This window comes from Mesorhizobium escarrei (genome assembly GCF_935825525.1).
GTDB classification, from domain to species: domain Bacteria; phylum Pseudomonadota; class Alphaproteobacteria; order Rhizobiales; family Rhizobiaceae; genus Mesorhizobium; species Mesorhizobium escarrei.
In genome coordinates this window covers 43,833-61,965 of the sequence record NZ_CAKXZT010000126.1, presented here as the reverse complement: position 1 = coordinate 61,965, position 18,133 = coordinate 43,833, and the positions used below count along the sequence as shown (strand labels likewise).

The following is an 18,133-nucleotide window of genomic DNA, read 5'->3' as shown; positions in this document are numbered from 1 at the left end:
TACGATGATGTCTACTGTGATTTCACCCCGAACCGCCGCTCATTCATTCATTGGCGGAATTCCGACAAGCACGGGCCTTTTAGCAGATATCCTGCCACTAGGCACGACAAAGCCGCACGAGCAGGTCTACCCGGTGCACGCCTGCCAACTGGGCGATGACATCGTCGCTTGCGGACACTTCACGACGCCGATCCTCGTCGACAGTCGAAACCACATCTTGTTGGATGGCCACAATCAACCTTGGGTTCTTTCCAAGCGGATACGAGCCCGGTTCATCCCAGCAATCCTCTCAGATTATGACAAGGACTCGCTAATTTCCGTCACCAGTTGGCGGGACGGCATCGTTGTGGACGGGTCCCTCGTCCGCGACGCAGCGCTCAGTGGTCGCCTTCTCGAGTGCAAGATGTCGAGGCACCGCTTTAAGATTGGACTAATTCGCACAGCATTGACCGGCCTGAACAAAGGTCTCCTCTATTACACTGATGAACGACGGCGGGAGATCTGAAGAGATGTCGCCCGGTGTTTTCAGCCTCGTATTAAGCGCTGCAATATTTCATGCGACGTGGAACGCCTTGGTGAAGATCAATGGGGATAAGCTGGCCGTCGTCGCGGTGATTAAGACGACTCAGATCATATTCGCACTTGCGGCCGTTGCTTTAGTAGGTGTCCTTCCGCCCGCCGCGTGGCCATATCTGCTCGCATCGACCGCGATCCACACGGGCTACTACTGGTTCTTGATTCGATCATACCGGTTCGGTGAACTCAGCTACGTTTATCCGATTGCCCGGGGAACATCCCCTCTTCTCGTGGCGCTCGGTTCGATGACGCTTATTGGTGAAACGATATCAATTCCTGCGGCGATCTCGGTCGGACTTATCGCGCTGGGAATAATGAGTTTATCGCTGACGATGAAAGCCAAACCAATAACCGAAAGACACGCGCTTAAATCTGCCGTCGGCACTGGGATTTGTACCGCCGGTTACACGCTCATGGACGGGATTGGGGCTCGGAGTTCGGATACTGCGTGGACCTACATCGTTTGGCTGATGCTTGTTGGCGGTCTTCCGACACTTTTGCTCGCGATCGGTGAACGTGGACGCGCGCTTGGAACGCAAATGATAACAGCTTGGAAAACGGGCGCCGTCGCCGGCGCTGTCGCTACGTCGGCGTATGTGATCGTGATCTGGGCTTCGACGGTAGCGCCCATCGCGCTCGTCTCAGCGATACGCGAGACCAGCATGGTGTTCGCTGCATTGTTCGGCGCTCTGGTGCTCGGCGAACATTTCAACCGGACCCGCCGGGTGGCTCTTGCAGTGACGCTAGTTGGCGTCGTGCTTCTTCGGGTCTGGGCTTAAACGAGACCTGCAAACGGTAATTCGGAGGGAACCGCGAGTGGTACGGTTTCTCTGTTTTTGGAGGTTTCAATATGGCGGTATTAGTCGATGCATTATCAGCGGTCGGCATTGATTACATTTCTGGCGTGCCGGATTCCGCCCTCATACCATTCATCGTTGAGCTGAACGACCACCCCAACATCGTGCACCAGATTGCCGCGTGTGAAGGCAGCGCGGTGGCGATGGCCGCAGGTAGGTCGATGGCGTCAAAGCAGCCGTCCGGAGTTTATATGCAGAATTCCGGGCTTCCGAATGCGCTCAACCCGCTCGTGTCGATGTTCTCGCCAATCGTCTACGATATTCCGCTCACCTTGATCGTGGGATGGCGGGGTGAGCCTGGAACAAAAGACGAGCCACAACACATGGTCATGGGCAGAATTACCGAATCCATGCTCGACCTGTTGGGGATAGATCCGCTGATTGTGGACGCCAGAACGGCACAAGATCGAGTTCGCCGACACATCCTGGAGAGCCATCAAAAAAGGCGGCACGCCGCGCTGCTTGTACGGCGCAGTGCGTTTGTCGCTCCGCGCGAGACTGCAGCCGAGACCGCCCCTTGTATCTCGAACTTCGAGGAAAGCGTTGATCGCGTGGTAGCGGTTACTGCGATACTGGAATCGATCCGCGAAGGAAGCGTCGTCTTCAGCAGCACGGGCTACACCGCTCGCGAGGTCATGCTGTTCGAAAGCGAGCGTGGCGGAGAGCGGAGATTTACCCATATTCCATGCGTCGGCGGCATGGGTTTCGCCTCAAGCTTTGCAGCAGGCGCGTCGGGAGCGGACGGGAGCCGCGACGTGTATTGCATTGATGGCGACGGAGCATTTCTGATGCACGGTATCAGCAATGCGGTCATCCCTGGTCAGGGCGGACGCTTCAAACACATCGTGCTGAACAATGGTTGCCATAATTCGGTCGGTGGCTTTCCCACTTGCTCGGCTTCTGCCGATCTGGCGAAGATCGCGGAGGGAATGGGATACGCATGGTGTAAAAGGGTCACGAACGAACGATACCTCAAATCCGCGCTGGAGGAAGTCGCTAGTCACACGGTCCCCGCGTTTTTCGAGATCCGGTGCGGTCTCCAGAGCTTCGGAAAACTGCCAAGGCCCGATCGCCCACTGTCGGATTACAAGAACGACTTCCTTGCAACCGTGGGGGTTCGGGATCACCGGGACACGGTTCCTTAATTGCACCAGTGATCATCTGTCGAAGGCGATTTGCCTTTCGAATACCGACTGCAAGCGATCACCCTCACGAGTTAGCGAGACTCTGCGAGACAAGAGTGAGCTCGAAGACGTTGTCGCCTGCTCCAGGTATCGCGAGGAGATAGCTGCCCTCGTTCGGAGTATCTTCCAAATTCATCATTTTGAGCAGCGTGGACTTGCCGGACCCGGACTCCCCGACAATGCCGAGAACCTCACCTGGATAGACGTAGACATCGACACCAATCAAGGCCCTGGTCGGCCCGAAGCTATGGGATACGCCGGGCATCGCCACGACCGGCTCGGTGCGTCTAAGGCGAGGCTTGTCGAGCTCGCGTTTAATGAGGGGCTATCGATCAGGTTCATCGCCTCTCCCTTCGCGTTACCAAGTTGCTCCGATGCGGACGGTCTTCGCCGGCGCGCGGGACGGCCTTTGTTCCGAGGCCGCTATCGGAAACCTTAAAGCGCGAGCTGCCGTCGGCCTGACGGATCTCGTTCATGAAGAACCCTTTCAGGTCCGAACGGAAGCAGGTGTGGCGGGCGTGATCCTCGACGCTGTACGGGACATCGGAAAAGACGAGCGGTTCCACCCTTTGAAGGGTGGAACGGCGTAAAGCCGCGTCTCTCCCTCGGCGGACAAAAGGGTCAGGTGTCGCGCCATATGGGGCTTCGGCACATCCCAGCGCGGTATCCGCGAAAGGGATAGTCACATGCCGTCTGTTTACCAGTGCAGGATATTCCGTGGCCTGGGTGGGGTCTACAGAGAGCGCCGCAACGACCTTCTCACCGTTGCAGTTAGCCAAGGCCTAAGGCGGTAGCAGGTTTCAGTCCGCCATAGGCTCCGGGCGTTCCAGCGACTTCACTGCCAGTCGTCAACTCGATCGCGCGATCCTTGTTGCCGCCCTCATGAAAGTACCGGGCGACCGGCTTCTTAAGCTTGTTCGCGAGCTATGGGTTGGTTTGTGGCGATGCGCTTGGGATCGACGGATTTTGCTTGATCGCTCGTGCGCCAGCTGCCGTTAAGCACTTTCGGCAAAACCTCATCGAGGTGCATCGGATAACCGATAAAGGCAATGTGGCCGTCTCGGTCGACCACGAACGAGGTCGGAATCACGACAGAAAGGCTGGGCTCCATCCAAAGCTTGTTCATTGCCCCTGTGTGGTCGAAGGCGATCCGATAGCTCAGATTCGAGCACTTTTCGGTCAACCACGCGTCCAACTTGGTTCGGGCCTCAACGGCCGTTGGAGCGTGTTCATGCGCCGCGACTGCGACGATCTCAACTCCGCTGTCCTTATATCTCTCCTGCAGCTGCATCAGATGGTGCATCGCGTTCACACATGGCTCGCACCACGTTGCCCAAAATTCGACGATGTACACTTTGCCGGGCTGAAAGCTCGTCAGGGCCTCGCCACGCAGCCAGGTTTCCACTTGAATCGAAGGAGCCGGGGACTCCATCTGCAATACCATGCTGATCTCCAAAGCTATTGCCAAAGGATGCGGGACTTCATGGAAGAGGTCATCGCTCGTTTTGCGCGTCTGCGTGCAGTCACCTCACTCAGTGTTGCCGCGGCTCAATCAGCAAAGGCCGTGCCAGCGCGGTCAGCGCCCCAGTAAGCGCGTGAATATCCGGAAAACCTCCGCAGTCCCAAGATGGCCGGTTGTAATGCACCTGACGTGTTTTCTGCCGCTTGTCGGGTTTTGGACACGGATCACGCGCTTTGCGCCGCCAAAAAAAGCGTGGCCATCCGCACGGTCCCGAAGTGCCGGGGCCATGAGAGCGCGTGCCACACGCTGCATGACATCGTCCCCATGCATCGTTGCCCTCGGTGTTGACGTCGCCACACGCCAGATTATCATCACCGAGACGTCGCAAGCTCGACCCAAGAACTCGAGCGGCATCATCTCACTGGAAGTTATACACCGGACGAGCACAGGCCGATTGTCGGCCTTCCTCCATTCCGATCACCGGCTTCACGCCGACGCGGTAGGCAGCAGGCCAGCTTGGCAAGCGCCGGCACGAAGAGATCCTGCCGCGTTCGCGCCACCCCCATCGCCTTCAGTGTCCGTCGGCTCAGCCTACCGGCCATTTCGCGACATCGTGAGAACTCAAGATTCCCATACCGTCTTCGGCTGGGCAATCATGAATTCAGCGGGTCTTTGCAGATGCGCTCGTTGATCCGCATAGATTCATTCAATCGACGCCTCGGTGACATCCGGCTGATCTTCCTGGACAGCCTTCACGACGATCATTCTGGGTGTGAACCGGCGTGCAAAATTGGCTCTGATGAGCCTGGCAATGCTTCGTGCCGACGGCGTGCGGGGAAGTACGCTTTGATCGGCCTTTTCGGCCAGACGTCGCCGCCGCGCCCATTCAGGGATGACACCGATCTGGTCCCGAAAGCCTTTCCCGCGCATTTCACGCCAAAGCACGCGAGCTCGGGAGCGGTGGACCGGACGTCAGGGGGGCTGGTAGGCCTTGGAGAATCATGCCACGCTGAAAAAATGGGGCGTTGTTAGCCACTAGATGCTTGAACCTCTTGGTCGTCTGGTTCCTAGCCTGTGCAACAGGCCCACACATGGTTTGGCGGACCCAGCGTCTTTCGATCTAACGCCTATGACCATGAAAAAATTGGTCTTTTCGCGCTTTTTGTTACACAGTTTGTTACCCCGCTACAACCACGAACCACAATCGCGCCAAGCTCTCGGTCTTGAGTAGTGTAGACACTCCCGCCTGAGTATCTTTGGGGGGGCCGGGTCAGAAGGTGACTCAGCGCGAGTTCAGGCGAGGGGTTGTTCGGATGCGAAGCATCCGCCCAGGACCGCGTCTGATCAAAAAAGAGTCGTGGGAACGGATGGCTGCTGCGCCTGATCTTGGCCGTTGGGGTGGCTTCGCCATCGCCTGAAGGCGGAACCGACGACCAGCTGGAGGTTGCGGTTACGCTTAGAAACGGCCATTGAGACGACCCACGGCGATAGCCGGAACGGCAGGAAAGCCGCCCGACCCCAGAGAACACGTTACTCGCAGGGCTGCCGCTCATCGATTTACCTGACAGCTCGCCACTTTGGATATCCTGTTAGACGCCAATTGTTGGACTGAAGTCAGCCGATGGTTGGGTACGCTGATTTCAGACGGCCACTGGGATTTCGATCATCGGCTGGAACGCCTCAAGCTGCTGAGCGTCTTTTGTCACAACGCGATCATAGAGGTTGGTGAGCTGCCTGGCTTGGACACTAACGACCAGAGCGTAGGGGAGCTAGACCTGCGGGGTGAAGTTGCGGCCACCCATTCGCGCATTGTAGTGAGTGTCGAGCACGGGGTTGTGTAGCGTTTTGCCCAGGAATGAAACGGACGTGTGGAGACAATTCTCCCATTTCCACGCATCGCGCCTCAGTTCATCCTTCATAAGACCCTTTGCGTCTTGCCGAGAAGCTTTTCCTGTCGGCATGAACCTGCTTCGGGTCCTTGCGCTTTCCCTCATGTGGCCGAAACGTTGGTTCGAGACCGGCACGAGTGTAGTTGCGAGGCTGATGGGGGTCGACGCCGGTCGGGTGGCAGAGTGTTGCCGTGATCGTGACTATTCCGGGAATCGTGCGGGAAGGGACCGGTTTTCGGCGCGCGAATGTAACGCGTCGGTCCAATGTTGCCTTAGTAGATAGTCATGGCACGCTGCTTGCGGCGTGAGATAACGGACGCACCGGCGGCAGCCAGGTCGGGCGTTCTCGTGGATTGATCGCAGAATCTTGCGGACTAACGCCGGGTGGATACCGCGGGTCTTGAGATTCAACAGCCGATCATCGAAGCGGGTATTTCGGCAGCGGCAGGCTGGACGGCGGCGGTGCTTGTTTGGTCACGTAGCTGCGCATCGCAACGTCCATCATCAGCCAGCCCCAGTTGATCAGGCGACCCTGCTCCTGGTCCGAGAAAGGGTCGAGCCGGGTGCGCATGCGCGCCAGCTTGGTCGTGAACGCTAAATCCGGGTTCAGCGTCTGCGCGGCCGGATATTCGGCCGGGTTGCTGTCGATGCCGCTGTAGACGGCGAGGCGGTCTTCCGCCGCGCATTGCGCGAACAGCAGGCGCTTGCGCAGCGCTCGAGCCTGGTCGGTGGCGATGTCCAGCGCGCGCATGGCCTGCTGTGGCCAAAGCGTCGAGGCCGTCTCCTCAGTCCCGAAGGGCGCGCCGGCGTCGCTGACGATCACCGTGCTGAAGTCGTCGATCGACTCCAGCCCGAGATTGTCGTAGGCGCCGCCGCCGGTCAGCGACAGGGTGCGAGTATAGGCGGGATCGCCATGGTGGATCGCGCCATCCAGCTCCACCCAGCTCTTCGGATCGACCTTGATGTCGACTGGCGACAGCACCGGCGGAAAGGCGCTGGACGCCGCGACGGCGACGGCTACCCGGACCTGGGGATTGCGGATTTCACCAATGGTGAAGTCGGCAAGCCGCTTCTTCATCAGCCGCACCAGCCGGCCTGTCTGCAGGTTGGTCGCGTCGAACACGAATTGCGGGCTGTCCGGCAAATCTTGCAGCGTGATTTTCTTGAACATGTCGTCATAGGCATCGGCGAGCACGTCACCGATCGACTTGCCCGGCAGCACGGCGCCCCAGCCAACGGCCATCGTGTCGATGGAGCGGCGGCAAAAGGCGCGTAGTGGCGCGATCACCTCGGCATCGAGATTGGTTACCATGCCGTTTTCAACTTTCAGCCGGGGCCAGGCGGCGGCGAGCATGCCGCTGGTGATGGAGCCGCCGGAGACGCTGGAGAAGCGGGTGATTTTGGTGAGATAGCCAAGCTCGTTCAGCCGCATCAGCGCCCCGCAATGGTAGAGCGTCGCCCGGAAGCCGCCGCCCGAAAGCGCTAGCGCGGGACTGTCCCAGTTTTCCGGTTTCACCTTCTTCGCCATTCGTTCAAGCTCATCGTATGTTGGTCAGGCTTCAACAGCCGTCGCATTGGCGTTCAGGGTCGCCGCGCCGGCTGCCATTCGCAGCCCTCACACCTGATGCGGTAGTCGAAATACAGTTTAGTCTCGGTTAGGCGCTGCTCGAAGGTGGTCCAGTCGGCCTCGACCGCGTCATCCGGCTTCATTGCGGCAAAGGCGGTGTCGGTTTGAAACACGCGGCCGGAGGCCTTCATTAAAAGTTCATCCTTGATCGCCTTCAGCGGATGATCCCAGCCCTTCTGGGTTTCCGCCCAAGCGCGCACCGCGGTGATCATGGCGGTAAACTCACCGGCGGCGTCGCCGGTCGCCATCCAAGACAGATTGGCCCATTCGTCGCTGATCTTGCCATTCAGCGTGGCGTTGTGGCTGCAATGGTGCCCGACCTTGTAGAGTACGGCCCGCGACAGCAGGTCCTTCGTGGTTATGACGTCATTGCCGTCGCGCCAGTTCTTCCGCCCCCATGACAGCCAGTTGCCGCGCTGCGCGTCGGCGGCGAACAGTAGAACCTTGCCGCCCTTGCCGAGCTCAAAGGCCAGCACCAGGCTGGCATTATTGGTGGCGTTGTTCATGTCGAGCGCCAGCTGCTCGGCCGAATACAGCCACTCCTTGTCAATGCGCCGCCACTCAGGCGCAGAAGACGAGGGTGACGGCTGGACACCAGCGCCAACGGGAGCGTCCTGGCCGTAGTTGGTGATGAAGAACGCGCCATGCTGCGGGTCGGCGAATGCCTTATCGGTGTCGAGCCGGTAGCGCTTGGCGAAGGGCGAGTCGCCGCCCGCTGCGCCGCCGGCCACCGCCGCCGCCAAATAGTTGCCAGACGAGGCCAGGCCCACGCCGTGAAATTCTTCCCGGCCTTTCGGGTCGAGGCTTTCGAGCAAAGCCTCGTCCCGGGGCGGGCCGAGCGCGAAGGCTCGCAGCGCCTTGGCGCGAGGGACGGCGATGACCTTCTCATGCGGCCTGAGATACTTTATCCCGCCCTCCTTGCGGGCGAGATCCTTGAACAGCTTCATCGACTGCTTGTTAGCAGAGTTTTCCAGACCGGCCGCGGCTGCTCCGAGCGCGTGCACTGCGTTAACAGCGTTGAACTGCTCGTCCTCGCCCCCAAGTTCGAATTCGATCAGCCGGTCGATCTTCTCGGTGGCGTCGGGATCAACCGCCGCAAGGCGGTTGCGGGCGCCCATAAGCCCGATCAGTTGATCCTTGAACTTTACGCGCAAAGCATTGGCGAGCTCGTCCTCTGGATTCTCTGTCCATGCGAACCAGGTTTCGCTGATGGAAATCCCAGCGAAATTCTTGGCGGTGATGCCGTTGACGTGGTCCTGGTGCTCGTGGGTGATCACCGCGACATCGATATGGCCACCGGTGGCGTCGCGGATGTTCTGGGTGATGTCCTTGATCTTGTTGGGGCCGATGACGACATTGCGAGCCTGTTCTTCCTTGAAATGCACCAGCTTCGACGAACCGGGCTTGTAGCCGCAGTCGATCAGCACATAGACCGGCTTATCGGGAGCATCGCCCTCGAAAGCGAGCAGGAAGCAGTCGCCATGGCCGATGCGGTACATGCGCACGATGACCTCGCCCGGCTTGGGCAAGAGCCGCGCCGCAACCTCTCCAACGGCCGCAGCCTTCTTCTTGGCTGTCGTCTTGGCCACGTGTCAGCCCTCCCCGTCGCGATGCAAAAGGGCAAAGGGCTCGCGCGCCTTGAGCAACTGGCGAGCGCTGTCGAAGGCGTTCGCTGGCTCCAGACCGCCGCCCAGATAGCTCCGAATGCGATCGAGTTCCTTGTTGTCGGCGATTGTGCCCGCTGTCTTTATGACCCGGCGTACCGAAAGGTCGGATGGGTTGATGATAAGCGTGCAGCCGGCACGGTAACTGAAGTCGCCAGCCCTGGCGAATTCGGTGTTGCCGCACCGGTCCATGCGCTTCTGCTCAGCCGCGTCGAAATAGCCACGACGGCGCTGCGTCACCTCGATCAGCAGATTGGTGTCCATCACGTCGCGAAAGCCGCGCCGCAGCGCCAAGCGCACGGAATGCACCTCCACCGCGACGCGGTTGGGGTTGGTTGCCGAGCGAAAGACGGTGGGCGGGGGATCATCTTCCTCCAGCACAAGGCCGAAGCTGCGGGCGAACTGCCGCCCGTCGCCTTCGATCAGCCAGTTCCAGACAATGGCAGCATTGGTGTCGATCTCCGCCCAGGCCTCGTAGCGGTCGAGTTCGACGCTTGCCTGACCGAGCTTGCGGGCTGTGCGCGCGGACTGCCGTTTAGGGCTCATCTGGTCCGGCCCGGCCGTCGATTCCTGGTCGTTGAGCAGCGATAGAATCGCCTGCGTCTCCGCACGCTGGTAGTCCTCGACGGTGAGGTCATCAATCGGCGCAGCCTGACCGGGCACTGCGACCGGCGCACTGTCACGCTCTGGCATTTCGGCGAAGGCCGTCTCGCCCGTCGGCCAGAACAGCGTATCGACCGATGTGCTGCGCGCACCATGGGCGTGAATGCCCCACTGCCGGAAGCTTTCCACGAAGGCCAGGCGGTAACCGGAGGAATCGTCGGGATTGAGGTCGTAGTCGGCGGTGATCACGCCACGCAGATAATCGCTGAACGTTACCCCCACCGGCGGACAATAATCGATGCCGCGGATGCACATCTGAAGCACGTAGCTCGCCGTGCGCGCGGCCTCATCGGCCAGCCGCCGGGTCAGGTCCGGGTGGATATCGCCCTCCCGAAGCACGCCGGTACCCTCGGTGGCGATGCGGTAAAGGTCCAGCGTGCGGCTGCGATAGACCTTGAGGAAGGCGCCGAACACCGCTGCGACAAGAATGGCGCCGCGTGCGTGCGGCTCGGCGGTGCGCTCGAGGATGCGAACGTCGGGCTCCTTGGGCTTCCATTTGCCGGTCTTGGGGTCGATGTCCCCGAGCGCGTCGCGCAGCGCATTGCCGCGCCCGCTGGCGCGGCCGAACTGCTGCGCCAACTGGCCGAGCAGGTTCTCGTTGGCGAGGTTGCCTCGGGTGCGCGAAATCTGGTCGCGCAGCACTCCGGGATAGGAAAAGTGCTGGAAAAGCGCAACGATGTCGGCAAAGGCCTCGTGGAAGGCCAGGACGTCCTGATTGATCGGCTCGTTGAAGCGTGGATGCACGCCGTCGAGCAGCGCATGCGTGGTCTCGTGGGCGATGATGTCGTGCGACAGGCAGGTGAAAACCAGCGTGCCTGGGGTGTTGTTCGCGTCCTTGATACCGACCGGAAAATAGCCGAACAGCAGTGCCTTCTTTTCCGGGCTGTAGAAGGCATTTCGGTCGCGCAAGGCGTGCGGATAGATGCGCAGCCGGCGTACGAAACTTTCTTCAGGGCTGCCCTTGTCGTGGTGCGACGACCAAAGGGCTACACGCCCCAGCGCCCGCTCGAAATGGACGATGGTGGCCATCGCGACGGCGTAGACCATCTGCTGATGGAATTGCGGGTTGGTCTCGGACGGGGGCAAGCCCTGCTGCGCGAGCACGCGCGGATCGTTGAGGTCCACCGGACGATAGAAGGCACCGCTCGCCGGATCGGCATCGATGACCTCGATGTAATCGCCAACCGGTCCGGGCTGCAGATTGCGCTCCCAGGGCACGTCGATCGTCATCTCGCTGATGCCGGCCATATCGAACTGCGCCGCCACACTGGGGTCGAAGGCGAAGACGCGCAGCTTGCGCGAGAGCGGTTCAGGGATGAGGTTGCTGCCGGCCGACGTGCTTGCCACTCTCGTCTCCCTAGAAAATATCCAAACATCAAATGGGATTCGACTACTCCAGACAAGTCAATAGGGCATCACGCGTCGAGCATGCGACCATCGACCTGAGGACACGCCAGGACGTAATATCTTTCGTAGCTCCATAACGGCCGCAACCACTCAGCCGAAATCTACACTTGGCAATGTACTTCAATCGAAATATTACTCATGCGCTCGCATAAAGTAAACATCAGTTTACGACACGCCGGCGAATACACCTCACAAAATACGGGTAACTGCAAGTCGCCCTTGTTTCGGATGGGTAGCAGGCAACCTGGTTCGATCCGGAACTGATGATCCCGATGCTGATCGTCGGCTACTGCTTGGGTATCCGCCCCGAGCGCCGCCTCTGCGAAGAAGTGCATCTCAATCTTGCCTATCGCTGGTTTTGCCGGCTTGGCCTGGAGGGTGATGTCCCGGACCATTCCACCTTCTCCAAGAACCGGCACGGCCGCGTTCGGGACAGCGGTCTGCTGCGCGAATTGTTCGAGACTACGGTGCGCCGCTGCATCGACGAAGGTCTCGTCGGCAACGAGGACCCGCCGTCGATGCCAGCCTCATCAGAGCAGACGCGAACACGCAGCGTTCAGCCGAGGGAGCGGAGGAGGTCGACTGGGAGATGATGGTGGCGACACGCCGCTCGGGGAAGGCCCGCCATAGCCGGGAGAACCCTCGTCTAAGGTTCGTGCCGTGTGAACTCCCGCTCTCAGAGAAAGCTAGCCCAATGGCTCTCGGCCACAATCGAGATTGGCAATCCCTGGTCGCGCCACTCGGTCGCCTTAACGATCTTGTCGCCAAATGACGAGTGTTTCCAAGATTCGGTGGCATAGGCCCCTATCACCAAGATCTCTGTCTTCTGGCTCAGACCTCCCGCGAAGCCACCACGATCTGCAATGGCCTGTTCGCAGTGTTTTCGCTGACCGAAATTGAATGTACCTGTGAAGCAGTACAGCCGGCCGGCGAAGGTCAAAGTTGGGGCCGGCCTGCAGAGTGGCAGCGTTGTAGGCTTTAGCACTTCCCCAAGTTCGAAATCTCGATTCGAAAAGCTGTTTAGCGTGTCCAGAAGTTCGGCGTGTTCATCCGTATCGAGCACGCCGTCTGCGAGAATATCGTTGATGCGCCGATACAAGGTTCGGATGAGTGGCTGGTTGCTGATCTCCGCATTCGCCGCCAACCATTTTTGAAGGAATTCGACCTCGGCCTTGTTGATGGTTCCATCCGCGGCTAGGCCGCGCGCAAGTCCTATGAGTTCGTCGACTTGACGCGATGAGATGCGATCACCGCCAACGCGATTGTAAAATTTGTCGTCCACTAAGACCTCCCTCTTTCAAGAAACCCAGTACTCATGCGTACTTTGCAGGCCAACGCCAATCCGTTTGCGCCTTGCCGTAGCAGTTGCTGTACTTGACGAACTGTCCGCTAGAGATGTCACGGCACGCCCAAACCAATTGGCCGTACTGGTTGTAGAATTCATCCCAATCGGCACCTTGGTAATAGTTCGGCTTTGCATATCCGCCGCCGCCGCAGTTGTTGTTCGAGCAAACCGCGATGGCAGCGCCTACCACGGCGATCGCCACGCCCGCGGCGATCGCCTGGTTCTGCTTTCTGATCATGTCGGCGCATTGTTGTGGCGTCACCGACCGCCGAGCAAGCTCCGTATAGAGATCGTCACGGAAGCCTTGACTACTCGCCGATGCATGTGATCTGCAAAGGGCGGAAGTGCTCACTGCCTGAGGGTTCTTGTTCAGCGCCTCTTGGGACGTTGTGCATGATGCGTTTGCAAGCGCAAAAATTACTGCGGCCGAAGCTGCGGCACGCCGGCCGATTTCCATTTACCCTCCCACCCAAATTATTCAATCCGCCAAGATTCAGTTGCCGTTTGTCGTTCCTTAACAGAGCGTTTCGCATGCAACGCCGTCGCCATCACGATCCAACTTGCGGCCCCATGGGCAATTGCTGAGATGCCATTGGGCTTCGTCGCAGGAGCCGATTTGCGAACAAGTCCGCCGCGGCTGGCATGAGTAGCTTTGCGCCACCTGCCGGCGGCTGATGATGCCGAGCGGTTGACTGACGGCCGGCTGCTGACCATCCGCATGCTCAGCGCGCCAATTCCATGGCTCCTGAAACGTTCCGACCCACAGGCCGACCTTCGCCTTCTCGGCTTTGGTCTGCTGCGCTGCATACGCGCCGTGGCTGTAGCGAAACCAGTCGAGCGCCTGGCCGTGCTCGACCATCCAGGCGGCGACACCGGCGCCGTCGGCGCGCCGGCAGTCGCCGACAAAACGGCCGTAACGGTCCCAGGTGACGAAGCTGCAATGCACTGGCCTCGAGGCCGCCAGGAACTTGTCCAGTGCTTCGGCGGCTTGGCGCCCGCAGGCATATTCGAAGCCCTTGGCGTCGTCGCAATACTGCCGGCTTTCTGGCGCGTCGATTCCGTTAAAGCGGATCCGCTGTCCGTGAATTTCGATCGTGTCGCCATCGATCACCGACGCAACACCGGCGATCGGCGCCGGGCTCGTGTTGGTCCAGTTCGCCAGATTGAGCTCAGGCATGCCGTCAAAGTGCTGCATGACGAACTGCGTTGCATAGGCCGCCATCGCAGCCACGGTTACGATGACCAGTCGCTTTGGAATGCCGGCCAATTGGCGCACACGCCGCAGCTTGGCGCCACTTCGTTTGCGCCATTGGGCAGATCGATTGTCGTAGCGAGAGCTGTCCAACGTCCGTCGCCCCTACTCGCACCCGACGCCGTCGTGATCGCGGTCCAGCTTGTTGCGATCGCCGTTGGTGATCTTCACCGGACCAACCACGACGGGATTATTTCCCCTGCCGCCTGCGCAATCCAAATCGCCGCCGCCCGCCCGTGACGATTGCGAGGGCGCTGCCGACACCCCTCGATATCTATTGACGACTGCGGCAGCGTCCACGCCGTCGCCCTCGATATGCGTATTCTGACTGTTCGGATTGAACGGATCGGCCGTTAGGAGAAGCAGATTTATATGGCCGACGTCGCCAGCCGCGAGTGTCACTGTATCGTAATGGTTCAAGTAGTCGGTTGCGCAGCCCGAGAAGAGCACAGCGCACAACACGCACGAAAATTCACGCACGCCCATGAATGAATTTCCCCAACCCAGGCAAGATCATGCGCCATTTGTCTTTTGTTGTCGAATCCAGAAGAGGTTCGACTTTTCCTGAAGGCACCATTGCCGTCATTGCCGCGTCGTCTACAGTTGATAGATCAGCAAAGTATCGGCGTCGGGGAGGAATACATGCGTGGTGCGCTCGTCGTTGGTTCCGTTCTTTCGTTGATCCTATCATCGGCTCCTGCGCTGGCCTGGTGGGACGGCGGGCACATGCAGGTCGCCGCCGTGGCTTACTCGATACTAACGCCGCAGAAATCCAGACTATCCGAGTTGGATCGTTGGATCGCCGGCGTGCCCAAGAACAAGAAGGCGCCATACGCCTTCGTTCACGCAGCCGTTTGGATGACATCAAAGACCCTAACTGCGGGTGGCTTTAACGCCCGACGTCACGCCCCTGAAAGGAGAGGATGATGTCACGTTGTCAAGCATGGCACACATCTTGTTCGGACCATCAAAATTGAAGCCTAGACATCTCTGATCAGCGGCGCAGGCCAGTATGCAGTCGGCATAGCTGCTCCGCACATTCGGGTAAGCGCCCCAACGACTACTGTGTCCTTGGCGAAAACGAGGCTGGAGTACTGGAGATTCGCCTGGATGGCCCCCTTCGCCGCCATCACTGCGTCAGGACTCCTAACCAGAATCGAACCATTGTCTTTCATGAAACAGGCGGCGTGCTTCTTATCCTAGGTGAGTGCTAAGCAGCGCTGATCTGCTTCGCATTGGGCCCGACACTGTTCAAGCGAGACATTCCAAGCGGGCATACCCGGCAAATCGTTACCGATCGCGTCCCATCCGTCCTGCACAGACAGTTCTTGGGCCGCCGCAGCTGCTTCTTTCCGCTCATGGTCCATGTCGAAATCGTTTGGCGCGAAATTGGCCTCGTCGAGCCAGAGGCAACGGCTGGCGAGTTCTCGCGCCGAATTGTCGTCAAGGCCCACCGACGCAAGTGTCTCGATTGATGACAACGGTGCCTGCGGCTTCGAGGTGAGGCTCTGTTGACAAGACTTACCTGAACCTCGACTCCGGTGTTTGCCAGCCTCCGCGTGTAGCACCAAGCGCTGTCCCAAGTTGGAGCTTTCTCACTGTCAAAATGATGACCGGACTCGAGTTGCCAAGTGCTGCCAGCGAAGGTCACTTGGCGATTGGCGAACTTTAAGAAATCGAACGTATCTGGATTGGCTGGGTTGCGGGCGGCAGCGTCGGCTGTTCGATTGGCGGCGACTTCAGCTTGTCTGCCTTTCCCTCCTCGGCCAGGAGGCCGTTGAAGTCGAGGCCGACGAATAGCTGGACCCTGACGACGGAACCACCGCTGCGTCTGCTTGTACCTGATCAAGAGATCGATCGGCGATAAGCAGTGGGCAGACCGACAGGTGGCGCATTGTCCGAAATTTGCGGCGTATTTCGGACATGGGTCGAAATTTAGCCCGGCCTCGTTTGGCCCGGCCTCGTTTGGCCCGGCCTTAGGGCCCATCGTTGTAATCGCAGGATCGGCTATTGTGAATGGAGATCCTGTTCGGGCTGAACGAGGACGAGTTCGAGGGGGAAGAGTGCAATCAAATGAGACCGGCAGTTTCTGCTGTTGAACGTCCGCCCTCATTCGGAGGAAATGTAATAGCGCGAGTTCTCAAAGGAACTCATCCCAGCTATGCTTAAACTGGGACGGCGGGGCAAAAGCGATGAGGTTGCCATTTTCTTGGACTGTGGTGGTCGCCTTGGCGACAGCACTGAGCGTCACAGACCCCGCAACTTCACAGGAATCTCAACATTCCGCTCGGCAGATTCAACAAGCGCTTGCCGACCATGGCTACGATCTCGGGACCGCGGACGGAATTTGGGGACGTCGGTCCATCAGTGCGCTCAAGGCTTTCCAGAAAGCGAACAATCTTCGTCAGACCGGTACTTTGGACGAAGCGACGTCAGCCGCACTTTTTCCGCAACCCCAGGTGACGCGTGGCCCGTTGACGCCCATAGCCACGCACTCGCACCCGTCGCTTAGAGAAGCCTGGTGTTCCAAAGAAGACAACTCCACAAACAAGTCAGGGTGAAGCCCGGCAAGCTGATGGCGATGTCCACCAGGCGCCGCCTTTGGCGGCGCACACTGAGGGGGCGTCAGCTAAATCCGATCGTTTGGAGCCCGAGCCCAACAAGGTCGGCGAGGCGCCAACCACCCCCAGACCGCGTTTGATCTATTTGGGCCTGCTAGCGGTCGCAACCGCGTTCTTCTTCTTGCGGAGACGGCGAAGAAAGCCGGGCGCGGACCCGGTTCCAGCACGGTCCGGAAGCAAGAGCAGCGAACCTGATCACGGTCTCGACCTGTCGATCAGAAGTAGCAGGCACCGCCTGCGTATTCCGAACGATCGCGTGGTGCCAGCCAGCATTGCTGATAGAAGGCAGCCAGTCGAACAAACGCCGATCCTGTCGCCGAACATGGCGGCTTCAATCGCGGCACACAACGCCGCTGTCCACGATTTCATCCGTCAGAGAGGAGCAATCCGAGGGCCCAAATCAGGGGCCAATCTTTCAGCCAGGCAGCCGGCAACTCCCGCAAAAACGAGTTGGGAAAGCTTAGAGGCTACCAAGGTCAACCCGGGAACGACAACAAGCGACGGATCGCTCGCATCGCGTAATGCTCAGATAGCGGAATCCATTCGACATCGCGGTCCTGTTCTCATTCTACCTACGGCCGCAACGGATCAGACGCAGCCGTCGGATTCCGAAAGCAAGGGCAGCCAACTTGATACCGGTGTCGACCAATCGGACAGAAGCAACAGGCACCTCTTGGTTCGGAACGATCCGATCGTTCCAGCCAATACTGTAGTTGAAAGACAACCGGTCGAACAGAAACAAGCCTTAGCATCAGATATTGCGAGTTCTGTCGCGGCACATAATAGAGCTGTCCACGACTTCATCAGACAACGCGGAGCCATTAGACCGCCCACACCAGTGCCCAATCCTTCAGCCGCAGAAGCGGGTTGGCAAAGCATTGAGGACACCAAGGTCGCTTCCGCAGCGCCGACAACCGAAGGATCGCTCGCATCGCATAATGCTCAGGTTTCGGATCTCATTCGGCAGCGCGGCCCTATTATTGTTCCCAACACCGCCGGGTCGGACCAGCCGCGGTGGTTCGACCGGCTACCCGCAGTGCGAGCGAGCCCTGCCGCGCGCCAGTCGGCACATTGGATTCCTGCGAATACAGCAGCAATGGTGGGAAGCCATAACATTTCCGGCGGCATGATCTACGTAGGTGAGCACCTGCCGAGGCAGGGCAGTTCAATCGACGCGGAAAACTGCCTGATCGACCCAAGATTGTCCGTGGCCATTCACGGCGATCCGCTGGGGCAAACGATGGGCTACTGGCCGTCTTACTCAAGCATTTCGCCCACGGCGCGAAAATCCTATCTGGACTGGCTTGCCGGATCGCGATCCGATCCCGACGCCTATATCGGATACGTGTTCCTCTATTTCTACGGTCTCGAACGCCGCCTCATGTTGGAGGAAAGCCCACCCGACGCCGATGGTATCGTTGCCGAGGTTTGCCGGCTATTGCAGGTGTATGGAGGGAATGGTTCGTTCAAGCGTTACGCTGGTGAGTTGCTTTCGGCTTACCAGCTAAAGTCGGCTCAGTTGCCGGAAAAGTTTGATCTGGAGGTCGAGGAAAATAGTTAGGAGATCCCGATAAAGCTGAAGGTCG

At 59.3% G+C, this 18,133-nt stretch carries 16 protein-coding genes and 2 pseudogenes; 6 read left to right on the top strand and 12 right to left on the bottom strand.

Features of this window, described 5'->3' with window-relative positions; translation table 11 throughout:
• The first annotated feature begins 4 nt into the window (after nucleotides 1-4).
• The 3 genes from NMG80_RS37870 (at nucleotide 5) to aepY (ending at nucleotide 2,578) form a co-directional block, all read left to right on the top strand.
• The gene (locus NMG80_RS37870; protein WP_436798627.1) at nucleotides 5-505 is read left to right on the top strand and encodes a ParB N-terminal domain-containing protein; all 501 of its coding nucleotides are present in this window, start codon (nucleotides 5-7) and stop codon (nucleotides 503-505) included.
• Between the two features lie 4 nt (nucleotides 506-509).
• A complete protein-coding gene (locus NMG80_RS16120; protein ID WP_254018993.1) occupies nucleotides 510-1,355 on the top strand; it encodes an EamA family transporter in 846 nt (281 codons plus the stop codon).
• 71 nt (nucleotides 1,356-1,426) lie between these two features.
• Entirely contained in the window at nucleotides 1,427-2,578 is a 1,152-nt protein-coding gene (gene aepY / locus NMG80_RS16115) for a phosphonopyruvate decarboxylase (protein WP_254018992.1), read from the top strand.
• A 64-nt stretch (nucleotides 2,579-2,642) separates the two neighbouring features.
• Here aepY and NMG80_RS16110 read toward each other — a convergent pair whose 3' ends face one another.
• From NMG80_RS16110 to NMG80_RS16085, 6 genes and pseudogenes are all read right to left on the bottom strand, one after another.
• On the bottom strand, nucleotides 2,643-2,882 hold the full coding sequence (locus NMG80_RS16110) for an ATP-binding cassette domain-containing protein (protein WP_301943366.1): 240 nt from the start codon (nucleotides 2,880-2,882) through the stop codon (nucleotides 2,643-2,645).
• Nucleotides 2,883-3,104: 222 nt separating this feature from the next.
• Entirely contained in the window at nucleotides 3,105-3,254 is a 150-nt protein-coding gene (locus tag NMG80_RS16105; protein ID WP_254018991.1) for a hypothetical protein, read from the bottom strand.
• A 273-nt stretch (nucleotides 3,255-3,527) separates the two neighbouring features.
• A pseudogene (locus NMG80_RS16100) lies at nucleotides 3,528-4,061 on the bottom strand (TlpA disulfide reductase family protein); the annotation flags it as partial.
• Between the two features lie 2,325 nt (nucleotides 4,062-6,386).
• Nucleotides 6,387-7,496 (bottom strand): patatin-like phospholipase family protein, encoded by a 1,110-nt coding sequence (locus tag NMG80_RS16095; protein WP_254018990.1) that lies wholly within the window; start codon nucleotides 7,494-7,496, stop codon nucleotides 6,387-6,389.
• A gap of 53 nt (nucleotides 7,497-7,549) precedes the next feature.
• Nucleotides 7,550-9,184 carry a ComEC/Rec2 family competence protein gene (locus NMG80_RS16090; protein ID WP_254018989.1) on the bottom strand — a complete coding sequence of 545 codons (1,635 nt, stop codon included), beginning with the start codon at nucleotides 9,182-9,184 and terminating at the stop codon, nucleotides 7,550-7,552.
• Nucleotides 9,185-9,187: 3 nt separating this feature from the next.
• Nucleotides 9,188-11,269: a gluzincin family metallopeptidase gene (locus NMG80_RS16085; RefSeq protein ID WP_254018988.1), complete on the bottom strand. Its 2,082-nt coding sequence runs from the start codon at nucleotides 11,267-11,269 to the stop codon at nucleotides 9,188-9,190.
• A 311-nt stretch (nucleotides 11,270-11,580) separates the two neighbouring features.
• Between NMG80_RS16085 and NMG80_RS16080 the strand changes: the two are divergent.
• Nucleotides 11,581-11,915, top strand: a pseudogene (locus NMG80_RS16080) (transposase); the annotation flags it as partial.
• 90 nt (nucleotides 11,916-12,005) lie between these two features.
• On the opposite strand, the gene NMG80_RS16075 reads toward NMG80_RS16080, so the two are convergent.
• The 6 genes from NMG80_RS16075 to NMG80_RS16055 form a co-directional block, all read right to left on the bottom strand.
• Nucleotides 12,006-12,611, bottom strand: a complete 606-nt coding sequence (locus NMG80_RS16075) for a BRCT domain-containing protein (protein WP_254018987.1) — start codon at nucleotides 12,609-12,611, stop codon at nucleotides 12,006-12,008.
• A gap of 31 nt (nucleotides 12,612-12,642) precedes the next feature.
• The gene (locus tag NMG80_RS16070; protein WP_254018986.1) at nucleotides 12,643-13,131 is read right to left on the bottom strand and encodes a hypothetical protein; all 489 of its coding nucleotides are present in this window, start codon (nucleotides 13,129-13,131) and stop codon (nucleotides 12,643-12,645) included.
• A gap of 57 nt (nucleotides 13,132-13,188) precedes the next feature.
• Complete coding sequence (locus NMG80_RS16065; protein WP_254018985.1) at nucleotides 13,189-14,019, bottom strand: thermonuclease family protein; 831 nt, start codon at nucleotides 14,017-14,019, stop codon at nucleotides 13,189-13,191.
• A gap of 12 nt (nucleotides 14,020-14,031) precedes the next feature.
• Nucleotides 14,032-14,412: an excalibur calcium-binding domain-containing protein gene (locus NMG80_RS16060; RefSeq protein WP_254018984.1), complete on the bottom strand. Its 381-nt coding sequence runs from the start codon at nucleotides 14,410-14,412 to the stop codon at nucleotides 14,032-14,034.
• A 387-nt stretch (nucleotides 14,413-14,799) separates the two neighbouring features.
• On the bottom strand, nucleotides 14,800-14,964 hold the full coding sequence (locus NMG80_RS37330) for a PAN domain-containing protein (protein ID WP_367185960.1): 165 nt from the start codon (nucleotides 14,962-14,964) through the stop codon (nucleotides 14,800-14,802).
• A 161-nt stretch (nucleotides 14,965-15,125) separates the two neighbouring features.
• Nucleotides 15,126-15,407, bottom strand: coding sequence for a PAN/Apple domain-containing protein (locus NMG80_RS16055; protein WP_254018983.1), 282 nt, complete (start codon nucleotides 15,405-15,407; stop codon nucleotides 15,126-15,128).
• A gap of 711 nt (nucleotides 15,408-16,118) precedes the next feature.
• Here NMG80_RS16055 and NMG80_RS37325 point away from each other — a divergent pair.
• Together NMG80_RS37325 and NMG80_RS16050 are read left to right on the top strand one after the other, a co-directional pair.
• Nucleotides 16,119-16,487 (top strand): peptidoglycan-binding domain-containing protein, encoded by a 369-nt coding sequence (locus tag NMG80_RS37325; RefSeq protein ID WP_367185959.1) that lies wholly within the window; start codon nucleotides 16,119-16,121, stop codon nucleotides 16,485-16,487.
• 136 nt (nucleotides 16,488-16,623) lie between these two features.
• Entirely contained in the window at nucleotides 16,624-18,108 is a 1,485-nt protein-coding gene (locus tag NMG80_RS16050) for a TerB N-terminal domain-containing protein (RefSeq protein WP_254018982.1), read from the top strand.
• Nucleotides 18,109-18,133 lie beyond the last annotated feature (25 nt).